Source organism: Gordonia sp. SL306, from assembly GCF_026625785.1.
Classification (GTDB): Bacteria; Actinomycetota; Actinomycetes; order Mycobacteriales; family Mycobacteriaceae; genus Gordonia.
In genome coordinates this window covers 890,111-901,789 of the sequence record NZ_CP113063.1, presented here as the reverse complement: position 1 = coordinate 901,789, position 11,679 = coordinate 890,111, and the positions used below count along the sequence as shown (strand labels likewise).

Below are 11,679 nucleotides of genomic sequence, written 5' to 3'. Positions count from 1 at the left end.
CTGTGACGATGACTGACGTGCTGAACGACATTCAGAGGCGGGCGCAGGTGACGCCGCGTCTGACGGCCGTGCGCTTCGGCGACGACGTCGTCACCTACGGCGCACTCGACGAGAGCATCTCGTCGTACGAGTCCGTGACGGACCGCCACGGCCTGTCCCGCGACGCTGCATTCCATGCCGGCCTGCTCCACTGCATGCCGTCTCTGACGCGCATCGACGGCACCACTGAGCGCAATCGTGTGGTCGGCGAGGTGGTTGCCTGGCTGGGACGTGACATCGAAGGTGGCGCCGACAACGGCTTGCGCGCCGTCGGCTGAGGCACCGCGGCGGTCACTGTTCTCAGATGACGGCGAGGACGGCCAGGATCACCAGAAGGATCGGCGTGCCCACGACCACGCTCGCGGTGCCCATGACGATGGCGGCCACCGCTCGACCTGTTCCCTGACGTCGCTGCGCGCCCGACCCGATCTGGATGAGGGCCGCGATCCCCAGGACGATGCCGAGGAATCCGAGCACTGCGCCGACTCCGAGGAGCGCCAGTGGCAGGGACACCGATGAGGCCACCACAGCGGCCGTCGCCGAGCCCGGCGCCGGCCGCTTCTTCTGTCCGTAGCCGGTTGCATACGTGGCCGCTGCTGCGGTCCATGCCGGATCCGCCCAGGCCGGGTCGACCGTGTGCACCGGCAGATCCCAGATCTCGCCGACCCTGGGCAATGGTGCGTGGACCCGCGGTGCGGCGAGGATCTGATCGGGCGCATGTCCGATGACCTCACCGGTGGCCGGGTTGTCTGCGATCGGCAGATCCTCCGCGGACGGCAGGTCGGCGTCCTCGGGCGGTGGCCACCGCAGGTGGCGGTCGGTGACCGGCGCGTCGATCGGCTGGGTGGGGTGATCGGTCACCCGCATGGCGAACCTCCTGACGCCCGGCGAGCAGATTCCGGGCCGCCGGTCCATTGTTCCTGATTCCCCTCGCGTCCGCCGGTGACCGCGCGTGCGGGCAGGTCACGAATGCGCATGGCCCGACAGACAGAAATCTCGCCGCACCCCGAGCGGGATGCGGCGAGATTCGTCGAATGTCTCGGGATCAGCCCCCGTGCTGGCCACCCATGGACGACAGTTGGGTCACCGCGCTTCCGGCGAGCTTCCAGTCACCGTCGGCCTTCACGTAGGCGAGTGTGACGTCGACCGGCTGGGGTGCGTGCGGGCTCTTGATCGACACGGTCGCGACCGCCTTGTCGTCACCGTCGGCCTTCACCTCTTTCACCGTGTACACCTCCGGGGTGTAGCCGGCCATGTTGGAGGCCTTCGCGTAACCCTGAATCGCGGCCTTGGTGACGGGGTTCGTGGTGTCGACCACCGCGTCGAGCTCCGTCGACGAGGTTGCCGGGTCGACCGACTTGCGCAGGATCACCTGGGCATCGTCGGTGCTCAGTCCGACGACGGCCTGTTTGGCGTCGCTGGCGGCCGACGCCACCGCTGCCGACGCGCCGCTGGCCGCACTGCTGACGGTGTCGTTCGTCTCGTCGGAACAGCCGGCTACGACCAGCATCGTCGCTCCGGCGATCAGTGCTGCGGCCACGGACTTCCGAACCTTCATTTCGTCTCCTCCTCTTGGATGAGCCAACACTAACCTACGCAGCTGGGGGGCTCGATCGTGGAATTAATCGGACCGTGGTCCGGTTAGATGGGGTGACATTCCCATCAGCACCAGACACAGGAGGCGCGACATGCAGTTCGGACTCTTCAGCGTCAGTGACATCACGGTCGATCCCACCACGGGGGTGGCGCCGACCGAGCATGAGCGGATCAGGGCAGTCGTGGAGATCGCCAAGAAGGCCGAGGAGATCGGTCTCGACGTGTTCGCGCTCGGCGAGCATCACAACCCGCCGTTCTTCTCGTCGTCGCCGACCACCACGCTCGCCTACATCGCCGCCCAGACCAGCACACTCCAGCTCTCGACGGCCACCACCCTGATCACCACCAATGATCCGGTGAAGATCGCCGAGGACTTCGCGATGCTCCAGCATCTCGCGGACGGCCGGGTCGACCTGATGCTCGGCAGGGGGAACACCGGGCCGGTCTATCCCTGGTTCGGTCAGGACATCCGGCAGGGCATCCCGCTCGCCATCGAGAACTACCATCTGCTGCACCGGCTCTGGACCGAGGACGTGGTGAACTGGGAGGGCAAGTTCCGCACCCCGCTGACCTCTTTCACCTCCACCCCGCGGCCGCTCGACGGCGTTGCCCCGTTCGTCTGGCACGGATCGATCCGCAGCCCCGAGATCGCGGAGCAGGCCGCCTATTACGGTGACGGCTTCTTCGCCAACAACATCTTCTGGCCGAAGGAACATTTCCAGCAGCTGATCGGCTTCTACCGCGAGCGGTTCGAGCACTACGGGCACGGTGCGGCGAATCAGGCCGTGGTCGGTCTCGGCGGGCAGTTCTTCATCCGGAAGAACTCGCAGGACGCGGTGCGTGAGTTCCGTCCGTACTTCGACAACGCACCCGTGTACGGGCACGGTCCGTCTCTGGAGGAATTCACGTCGGAGACGCCGCTGACCGTCGGCAGCCCACAGGAGTTCGTCGATAAGACGCTCACCTTCCGCGAGACCTTCGGTGACTACCAGCGTCAGCTGTTCCTGGTGGACCATGCCGGTCTGCCGCTCAAGACGGTGCTCGAGCAACTCGACCTGCTCGGCGAGGTCCTGCCGGATCTGCGGGCCGGATTCGCACAGGGCCGCCCGGCCGATGTCCCCGACGCGCCGACGCACGCCTCGCTGGTGGCCGCCCGTGACGCGTCGACCGCTGAGAACGCCGACCCGGCACGGCCGGAAACGGTGCGCTCGTGAGCATGCGTGTGGTCGCGGTCAATGCTGGACTCGGTGACCCGTCGTCGACCCGTCTGCTCGTCGACCGGCTCGTGGACGCCGTCACCGAGCGCGCGGTCCTCGACGTCGACGGCGCGGCCGTCGACGTCGAGGTCATCGACCTCCGGGATCTCGCTGTCGACGTCGCCCGTTCTCTCACGACCGGATTCCCGGTCGGCGGGGTGCGTGCGGCGGTGGATGCGGTCCACTCGGCCGACGGATTGATCGTCGCGACACCGGTTTTCAACGCTTCCTACAGTGGGCTGTTCAAGTCGTTCTTCGACCTCGTCGAGGTGGATCGGATGCAGGGCGTCCCGGTGGTCATCGCCGCGACCGGCGGCAGCCCGCGGCACTCGATGGTTCTCGACCACGCGATGCGCCCGCTCTTCGCGTATCTCCGTGCGGTGGTCCTGCCGACCGCGGTCTATGCGGCAGCCGAGGACTGGGCAGGCACGTCGGGCGACACCGCGTTGCTCTCGGACCGAATCCGTCGCGCGGCAACCGAACTCGTCGCCGCACTGCGGCCGGCGCAGGTCACCCCCGTCGATCGGGTGCCGGCGAACGGATCGGACCCGGATGGGTTCGATCGCCGCGGGGACCGCCAGTCGGCGGTGGAGCAAGCGGGCATCGCCAACTTCGCAAAGCTGTTGGGCGAGCAGGCCTGAGCCGGCTTCAGGCGCGGCCGGGAGTGTTGCGCCTGGGCCGCAGGTGCGTGCTGGGCAGGGCCGGTGCCGGTAGATGTTGGACCTCGCCCTGATAGCCCTCGACTTGACCGAATCGGTCGCTGTGATCGGTCCACTCCTGCCGGTACCGGACGATGTCGTCGTGACTGCGGCCGAGGAAGTTCCACCACATGATGATCTCCTCGTCGAGGGGGGTGCCGCCCAGGATCACCAGGCGCGCATCCTCTTCGGCATCATTGCGCACCTGTAGATGTGTCGCTCCGACGCCCACGTATCCCAGTTCGGTGCGTGCGAGCGGTTCGGTTGCGGAGTCGACGAGTCGGATGCGTCCGGCGTCCACCAGAATCCCGTGTTCGAACGACGGCGACACCGGTAGATCGATCTCGGCGCCCGGTGCCATGGTGATCTCGGCGCCCATCAGCGGAGTGAACGTCTCGACGGGCGAACGTTCGCCCAGCAATTCCCCGAGGAACACCCGCACGGCGACACCCTGCCGCTCGATCACGTCCGGCACGTGGTGCGCGAAATCCCGGGTCGTGTCGGCCGCGGCCGCCGGTAACGCGATCCAGAGCTGAACACCGTGCAGGAGCGTCGTGTCCGGGGTCGAGACCTCCGTGTGCGCGATCCCGTGACCCGCAGTCATCAGGTTCAGCTCTCCGGGCCGGACCATCGCGTGATTGCCCATGGTGTCCCGGTGCTCGATCTCGCCGGAGAACAGCCAGCTCACCGTCTGCAGGCCGGTATGGGGATGCGGCGGGACGTCCATCCCGCCGGTCGTGGAGACGTCGTCCGGGCCGTAATGATCGGCGAAGCACCATGCGCCGATCAGCGATCGCCTGCGCTGGGGGAGTGTGCGATGCACCGTCATCGCCCGCGGTCCGCCCAGCGGGACATCACGTGCGGTCAGCACCTCCACGGCCGGCTTCTCCTGGTCCCGCGAGGAATCTGTTGCACCCGACCGGCAGTCGAGCTCGGTGGGCTGGATCTCGAGATTGCTCATGGGCATCCTTCGACGAATGGGCTGGCCGTCTCAGTCTAGAGAAGCCCTGGTGCGGATCGGTCGATGTCGGTGCTCGGATGACGGGTTCAGACGGGTGAATCCGTCACCCGATCCGCCGTACTGACGCCGCGCCGTGGGGCCGCTCTGGTTAACATGCGACGAGCACCGAGAGCGAGGGAGAAGCGAGATGGTGACCGTCAGTGTGGTGGTCCCGGTCTTCAACGAAGAAGATGTCATCGGCGCGTGTCTGGAGTGCCTCGTGGCCCAGACCCATCCGGTAGACGAGTGCATCGTCGTCGACAACAACTGCAGCGACCGGACGATGGCCATCGTCGAGTCGTTCTCCGATCGGCTCCCCATCCGCACCGTGACCGCGCCGCGCCAAGGCGTCGTGTGGGCACGCGATGCCGGTTTCGACGCGTCGTCGACCGACGTCATCGGCCGGATCGATGCGGATACGCGGCTGGACCCGAACTGGTGTGCGGCCCTCGTCGGGTTCATGACCGCGCGACCGGAGGTCGCCGCGGTCACCGGTTTCGATTACCTCTACGACGTCCCTCTCGAGCATCGGTTCGAGAAGCGTCAGCGCCGCAACGCCGAACGCTTCGCAGACGGCCGGGAGGCGTTCACATTGTCGGGGAACAACATGGCGATTCGTCGCACTGCGTGGAGTTCGGTCAGGTCCGATGTGCCGAATCTTCCGGGTACCCATGAGGACATCGATCTGTTCTTCACGCTGCGTGAGAAGGATGCGGTCGTGTGGGTGGTGCCGGCGATGTTGGCAGCGGTGTCGCCCCGCCGATTCCGGATGAGCCCGTGGGCCAATCGCAAGTATCGGGCTGCCGCGGTGAAGACGACGCGGGTTCACGGTCGCCGTCGCCAGGCGGCCTTCATGATGGCGCAGTCACCGTTGCTGTACACGTCCCTGTTCATCTGGTGGCTACGGGTGAAGCCGTTCGATCCGCAGACGCGGACGTGGCGACCGTGGCGGCTTTTCGCACGCGAGGACGAGCGGGCGTCACCGATGACCGCCGAGTGGCGCTGACACCGCGTCGTCGGGACGCCGACACGGTCGGGTGATGTCCCGACGACGGGTGTTGGTCAGGAAGCCAGGTCGCGAGCGATCTTCGGCCATGTCCGGCGCAGGTCGTCCTGCCAGTACCCCCAGGAATGGGTGCCGTTGGGACGCACCGATACGTCGGCCGGGATGTGGAGATCGGCGAGGCGTCGGGCCATCTGGCTGGTGCACTGACCGACCGCGCTCTCCAGGACACCGCCGACCAGGGTCTGGTTGGCCAGCCACGCGGCGTCGCCCTTGACGGACGGATCCTGGAGCGTCTCATGCGGACCCGGAAGTCCGTTGCCGCTCGTCATGTAGATCTTGGTCCCACGCAGTTTCGCCGCATTGAGGTACGGGTCGTTCGCGCGCCACACCGGACCGCCGGGCGGGCCCCACATGCTGGTGACCTTGCGCGAGCTGAAACTCTCGACGACGATCCGGACGTAGGCCTCACCGAGGGGATCGGTGGTGCGCGCACAACCGCTGAACGCCCCGACGGCCCGGTAGAGCTTCGGTGCGGCGATCGCGAGATTCAGCACCGACGTCCCCGACATCGAGATGCCGCCGATGGCGTTGCGTCCGGTGGTCGAGAACTGGCTGTCGATCAGTGGGGGGAGTTCCTTTGTGAGGAAGGTCTGCCACTTGACCCGACCGAGCTCGGGGTCGTCGTGGATCCAGTCGGTGTAGTACGACGCAGCGCCGCCGACAGGGGTGACGACGAAGGTCTTCTTGTCCTCGAAGTACTTCTTGTAGTCGGTGCGAGCCGCCCACGTCGCCCCGTCCTCGCCGCCGCCGGCGCCGTTGAGTAGGTAGAAGACCGGAGACGGGGTGCTGCGGTCGCGCGGGGTGAGCACCTCGACGGGGAAGGTCTTGTCCATCGCGGCCGAGTAGACGGTGAGGGTGTCCTGCTGGGGTCCGTCGTGGACGACCTTCACGATCCGCGACGGCTTCGTCGGCGCGGCCTGGGCGGTGCCGACGGTGGCGAGGAGTGACGCCACCGAGCCGACGACGATCAACAGGACCGTTGTCCAGCGCCTGAGCGGGCTCACGGTGCGATTCACTCCTTTGGTCGGGATTCGGCCGTGGCGGGATGCGGCACGGCCGAGGACGGCCCACTGGTGGCGGGCGGACGAACTCACAAAGTAGTCGGTCCGCGACGGCGATGTGTTACAGGGTGGTCACGGTGTGGCGGAGATGACCGTCGCGTCCTCGAAGGCCATCGTGATCCGGGAGACCGACGACGCCATCAGCGCGTGCCGGCCCAGCTTCAGGGATCGCAACTCGTCGGCGATGGGGTGGGTGCCGAGCACGAGGTCGGCGCCACCGATCCGGGTGCGGGTGCCCGATGCCGAGGTGAGCCGCCACGGCGTCATCCGCAGGACGCCGTCGAGCTGGGAGTAGGCGTTGAGCACGGTGTCCTGGGAGGAGTCGGGGACCCGTATCCCGGGGCGGACCGTCAGGTCCGCGACGAGCTGTCCGTCCGCGACGATGCGGCCGTGCTTGGTCGACGAATCATGATCGACCTCGAAATCGGCGAGGGTCTTGGGGAAACCCCAGATGCCGCGGCCTGCGGCCAGGGTGAAGTCGCCGTCCACCGGCAGGTGATGGATCAGCGCACGGGCATCGCCGCCGATCAGCGACCGAAGTGCCCGGATCGGCGAGGTTGGGGGTCGGGTCGGGTCCTCGACCAGGAAGCAGACGCCGAACTCGTTGTACGGTCCGAGGTCGCCGTCCACGTAGTCGACGAACACCAGCATGCACATGGTGCGTCCGGGCCGGATGCGCAGCGGACGCGGGTAGGCGTCGCCGGCATCGCCACCGGCACGGATCGCGTGCTCGACGGCGTCGCTGTCCGCGGTGAAGCCTGCGACGAAGCACCGGGCATGCCGGATCTCGACCGGCATGGTGACAGTGGTGCCCAGTACATCGTGAGTGGATGCGGCGGAAGCCATCGACGGGTTCTCCTCGGGGTCGACCGGAAATCGGAATGCTACTAGAACATGTTCTCGTTTTCTCATGGTGCCAGGTCGATCGTCGCGGGGCCAGCGGGTTGATCAACGCCGCGAGGTCGCCGGGTGAGCAGGACTGCGGGCGGCGATGCCGATACCCTCGACGGAGGAGGGAAGGACCGGAAGGGATGGCGATGACACCGGATGCGCCTGCCGTGCTGAGGGTCGGAATGGTCGACGATCACCCTTCGCCGGTCTGGGGCATCGAACGCATCCTCGATCGGCAACCCGACATGGATCTCGTGTGCTCGGCGTCCACGGTCAGCGGTCTTCTCGAACAAGGAATCCAGACCGACATCGTGATCCTGGACCTACGCCTCGACGACGGGACCACTCCGGGCCAGAACGTCACCCGTCTCACGGAGGCGGGGATCGGCACGGTGGTCTACACGTCGGGGGAACACCCTTCGCTGCTGCGCTCGGCGGCCCGGGCCGGCACGCTCGGGGTCGTCCTGAAGTCGGCATCCGAAGATGAGATCGTGGCAGCCGTCAGGTCGGCAGGGTCGGGTTACGAGGTGTTGACCACCGAGTGGGCCGCCGCGATCGATGCCGATCCGGAGCTCGAGGCCGTCGACCTGAGTCCGCAGCTGCAGCGGGTACTCACCCTGTATGCGTCTGGTGAGACATCCGCAGGCGTCGGCGCGGCACTCGGGGTGACCGCGGAGACGGTCAACGAGTACCTCAAACGTATCCGTCAGAAGTACGCGGCCGCGGGCAGGCCGACCCGGACGAAGCTCGATCTGTTCAAGCGAGCGGTCGAGGACGGCTGGTTGCCGGTTCCCGGCTGGGGGCCCGCGGCGGACCGGCAATCGCGCCGCGACGGGCCCGGTCGATCCGACGAGTGACCCGGCGAGACCGAATCGGCCAGGTCACGCCCGTCACCCGCGCCGTACCACACCTCGTCTACCCGCGATGTCCCCAGTTCTGGGTCTAACGATCACGGCGAAAAATGCCTAATGTTCATTATCTGTGGTGCGGTCTTGTCGGGGGGACTCGGGCGCTCCGTGGGATAACAGACCGTATTACGCATGCGGTCGTCCAGAGCGAAGGAAAACCAGTGACCGCCAGTTCACGAGTGCCCATTCACTTGACGCGGGGCGCCGAAGCCCGCCGCGGCGAGATCGGCGTACCAGCGCCGCAGAACCTCACGTCCGGTGAGGACAGGCCGGACCGCAATGTGGCCCGGATCTCCGACCATCGGAACTACGACGGCACGGTGACGCCGCACCGACGACCGGTGCTCTCGTCGCGTGAGGTCGAGGTGTTGCTCGGCTGGTTGGCGGCCGAGTCGAAAGAGGACGCGGCCACGACCCTGTTCATCTCGGCATCGACGGTGAGCACGCATCTCGCACGCATCCGGGCGAAGTACTCCGCGGTCGGGCGGGACGCCCCGACCAAGACGCATCTGCTGGCCCGGGCGCTGCAGGACGGTTACACCAGCCTCGATCGCTGGTGACCGGCCTGCGGTCGCGGGCCGGTCATCAGCGCAGGTCGGCGGCCATCCGCGGCCAGGTCTGGTAAAGGTCGTCCTGCCAGTAACCCCATGAATGAGTGCCGGTCGGTCGCAGTTTGACGCTGGCCGGGATGTGGAGATCTGCCAGTCGGGTCGCCATCTGTCGCGTGCACTGGTCGATCGCGGCCTCGATCACACCGCCGAGAACGGCTTGGTTCGCGAGGAACAGCGGATCGCCCTTCACACCAGGATCGCTGAGCTGTTCGTGCGGTCCGGACAGCCCCGTGCCTGCGGTCATGTACAGCTTGGTGCCGCGCAACTTCTGGGCGTTGAGGTATGGATCGTTCGCGCGCCATCCGGGACCGTTCAGTGGTCCCCACATGTTGGTCATGTTCGCGCCGCCGCGATCCTGCACGACGAGGCGGATGTACTCCTGCCCGACCGGATCGCTGGTCCGCGCGCAGCCGCTGAAGGCCGCGACCGACTTGTACAGTCCGGGTGCGGCGATGGCCAGGTTGAGCACCGAGGTACCCGCCATGGAGATCCCGGCGAGGCCGTTGCGCTTGGTGGTGTCGAACTCGGTGTCGATGAGCGGCGGTAGTTCCTTGGTGAGGAAGGTCTGCCACTTGTTGCGCCCGAGTGCGGGGTCGTCGCGCTGCCAGTCCGTGTAGTACGAGAACGCGCCGCCGATCGGCGTCACCACGTAGGCGTTCTGGTCGGCGAAGTACTTCTTGTAATCGGTCCGGGCGTCCCAGGTCGCCGAGTCCTCGCCACCACCGGCGCCGTTGAGGAGATAGAGGGTGGGACGCGGGATGGATCGGTTGCGCGGCGTCAGCACGGTGACCGGGATGTTGCGTCCCATGGATGCCGAGTAGACCATCAGCGTGACCTGCTGGGGATCGTCGTCGTAGCGGCTCACGACATGTGACGTCGTGGCCGCGGCCGACATCCCGGGAACGGCTGCGACCAGCGCCGCGACGGTTGCGACCACCGTCAGGATCGCCCCGACGAGGAGGCGCTGAGATCTACCCACCATGTACATCCGTTCTGATCCGAGAGCGTGGCTGCTCAGTCTAGGTGATGAACCTGGCCGTGCGGTGAGCCGCTCGGGACCCGGTGAACGCGCGCATGGTGCCGGACTCTTTGGCTACCGTGGAGGAGTGACTTCCACAGGTGCGGGTAACGACACCGAACTCCTCCGAACGCTGCTGGCCGATTCGGCGCGCGGCGACCGAGGATCATTCGCGCGTCTGTATGACCTCACGAGCGCCCGAATCTATGGTTTGGCCCTCCGTGTCGTGCGCGATCGCAATTACGCCGAGGAGGTGGTTCAGGAGGCCTATCTTGTGTTCTGGCAGAAGGCCGCCGACTATCACCCCGCGAAAGGCACCGTGATCAGCTGGATGATGACGATCGCGCACCGACGGGCCGTCGACCGCGTACGGACCGAAGAGTTGCAACACCGCAAGATCGCCGAGTACGGCGCCACCAATCAGGCGCCCGCGGGAACGCCTGCGCCGCTGGAGATCGTGGTCGATCGTGAGGAGAACGACGAGCTCCGGACGTGTCTGAACCGGCTCACCGATCTGCAACGGGACAGCATCGAGATGTCCTATTTCAGTGGAATGAGCTATCCCGAGGTCGCGGAGCAGACCTCGACGCCGTTGCCCACCATCAAGTCCCGTATCCGGGACGGATTGCGTAAGCTGCGCCACTGCCTGAGGAGCCAGAACGATGCCTGACACCGATTGGCTCGACGACCACGTCGAACTCTTCGCCGTGGACATCCTCACCGCAGCCGAGAACGCCCGGGTACAGCGCGAATTGGACGGGCTGTCGCCGGTGGAGCGTCGGATCTACGACGGACGCATCGCCGACACCCGCTCGGCGATGGCCGATCTCGCGAGCTCGTATGCGCTCGATCCGCCGAACACGTTGCGCGGCCGCGTTCTCGAGACCGTTTTCGCCGCCACCGTCGACAGCGAGGCGGCGGACGCAGGTGGCGCCGCGGTCGGCGGGCCGGACGAACCCGTTCCGTCGCAAATCGATCAGACCGATCAGCCGGATGCGCCGACAGTCGGCAATGTCGTGTCGTTGGACTCCCATCGCCGCCGCCGACGATGGGCAGTCGGCGTCGCGGCGGCCGCCGCAGCGGTCGTCGTCGCGCTCGGTGCCGGTGTGATCGTCGGCCGGACAACCGCTCCCGAGACGCCCCCCGTCTCCACGGTGGCGGAATCGGATCAGCAGGTGCTCGACGTCCTCAAGGCGCCAGACGCCCAACTCGCCGTCGGTGACCTGCGGGATGACCTCGGCACGATGTCCGTGGTGACCTCGCGCGAACGCAACCAGGCGGTCGCCCTCCTGCGTGACCTGCGCAATCCGATCCCCGACGACCGCGAATACCAACTCTGGCTCGTCGGCAAGGCCGACAATCCCGTCTCCGCCGGACTCATCCCGCCCGGCGGCGCGAACGCACCGACGCTCGTCGACGCACTCGACAACTCGAAGGTGTTGGCGGTGACCATCGAACCCCGGGGCGGGTCGGCTCAGCCGACCACACCGATCCTCACCCAGATCCCGATCTAGCGGCTCCCGGGTGTGAGACCG

14 protein-coding genes are annotated in these 11,679 nt (G+C 66.9%); 8 read left to right on the top strand and 6 right to left on the bottom strand.

The features are described from left to right. Window positions 1-8: 8 nt before the first annotated feature. Complete coding sequence (locus OVA31_RS04315) at window positions 9-317, top strand: hypothetical protein (protein WP_267629868.1); 309 nt, start codon at window positions 9-11, stop codon at window positions 315-317. A gap of 22 nt (window positions 318-339) precedes the next feature. On the opposite strand, the gene OVA31_RS04310 is transcribed toward OVA31_RS04315, so the two are convergent. Beyond that, complete coding sequence (locus OVA31_RS04310; RefSeq protein WP_267629867.1) at window positions 340-906, bottom strand: DUF4190 domain-containing protein; 567 nt, start codon at window positions 904-906, stop codon at window positions 340-342. 178 nt (window positions 907-1,084) lie between these two features. Continuing rightward, entirely contained in the window at window positions 1,085-1,597 is a 513-nt protein-coding gene (locus tag OVA31_RS04305; RefSeq protein WP_267629866.1) for a DUF4878 domain-containing protein, read from the bottom strand. A 130-nt stretch (window positions 1,598-1,727) separates the two neighbouring features. Between OVA31_RS04305 and OVA31_RS04300 the strand changes: the two genes are divergently transcribed. Together OVA31_RS04300 and OVA31_RS04295 are read left to right on the top strand one after the other, a co-directional pair. Continuing rightward, window positions 1,728-2,849, top strand: a complete 1,122-nt coding sequence (locus tag OVA31_RS04300) for an LLM class flavin-dependent oxidoreductase (protein ID WP_267629865.1) — start codon at window positions 1,728-1,730, stop codon at window positions 2,847-2,849. 2 nt (window positions 2,850-2,851) lie between these two features. Continuing rightward, complete coding sequence (locus OVA31_RS04295) at window positions 2,852-3,532, top strand: CE1759 family FMN reductase (protein ID WP_267631400.1); 681 nt, start codon at window positions 2,852-2,854, stop codon at window positions 3,530-3,532. Between the two features lie 7 nt (window positions 3,533-3,539). Here the strand turns inward: OVA31_RS04295 and OVA31_RS04290 are convergent, their stop codons facing one another. Further along, window positions 3,540-4,550 (bottom strand): pirin family protein, encoded by a 1,011-nt coding sequence (locus tag OVA31_RS04290; protein WP_267629864.1) that lies wholly within the window; start codon window positions 4,548-4,550, stop codon window positions 3,540-3,542. 187 nt (window positions 4,551-4,737) lie between these two features. Between OVA31_RS04290 and OVA31_RS04285 the strand changes: the two genes are divergently transcribed. Continuing rightward, window positions 4,738-5,595: a glycosyltransferase gene (locus tag OVA31_RS04285; RefSeq protein ID WP_267629863.1), complete on the top strand. Its 858-nt coding sequence runs from the start codon at window positions 4,738-4,740 to the stop codon at window positions 5,593-5,595. A 56-nt stretch (window positions 5,596-5,651) separates the two neighbouring features. Here the strand turns inward: OVA31_RS04285 and OVA31_RS04280 are convergent, their stop codons facing one another. Next, complete coding sequence (locus tag OVA31_RS04280) at window positions 5,652-6,659, bottom strand: alpha/beta hydrolase (protein WP_267629862.1); 1,008 nt, start codon at window positions 6,657-6,659, stop codon at window positions 5,652-5,654. A gap of 129 nt (window positions 6,660-6,788) precedes the next feature. Continuing rightward, on the bottom strand, window positions 6,789-7,562 hold the full coding sequence (locus OVA31_RS04275) for an acetoacetate decarboxylase family protein (protein WP_267629860.1): 774 nt from the start codon (window positions 7,560-7,562) through the stop codon (window positions 6,789-6,791). Between the two features lie 185 nt (window positions 7,563-7,747). Between OVA31_RS04275 and OVA31_RS04270 the strand changes: the two genes are divergently transcribed. Continuing rightward, a complete protein-coding gene (locus OVA31_RS04270; RefSeq protein WP_267629859.1) occupies window positions 7,748-8,464 on the top strand; it encodes a response regulator transcription factor in 717 nt (238 codons plus the stop codon). 212 nt (window positions 8,465-8,676) lie between these two features. Continuing rightward, on the top strand, window positions 8,677-9,075 hold the full coding sequence (locus OVA31_RS04265; RefSeq protein ID WP_420714138.1) for a LuxR C-terminal-related transcriptional regulator: 399 nt from the start codon (window positions 8,677-8,679) through the stop codon (window positions 9,073-9,075). Window positions 9,076-9,100: 25 nt separating this feature from the next. Here the strand turns inward: OVA31_RS04265 and OVA31_RS04260 are convergent, their stop codons facing one another. After that, the gene (locus OVA31_RS04260) at window positions 9,101-10,108 is read right to left on the bottom strand and encodes an alpha/beta hydrolase (protein ID WP_267629857.1); all 1,008 of its coding nucleotides are present in this window, start codon (window positions 10,106-10,108) and stop codon (window positions 9,101-9,103) included. 124 nt (window positions 10,109-10,232) lie between these two features. On the opposite strand from OVA31_RS04260, the gene OVA31_RS04255 reads away from it, so the two are divergent. Together OVA31_RS04255 and OVA31_RS04250 are read left to right on the top strand one after the other, a co-directional pair. Continuing rightward, window positions 10,233-10,814 (top strand): sigma-70 family RNA polymerase sigma factor, encoded by a 582-nt coding sequence (locus tag OVA31_RS04255; RefSeq protein ID WP_267629856.1) that lies wholly within the window; start codon window positions 10,233-10,235, stop codon window positions 10,812-10,814. Beyond that, window positions 10,807-11,658, top strand: coding sequence for an anti-sigma factor (locus tag OVA31_RS04250; RefSeq protein ID WP_267629855.1), 852 nt, complete (start codon window positions 10,807-10,809; stop codon window positions 11,656-11,658). Before OVA31_RS04255 ends, OVA31_RS04250 begins: the two co-directional genes overlap by 8 nt. The last annotated feature ends 21 nt before the right edge of the window (window positions 11,659-11,679 follow it).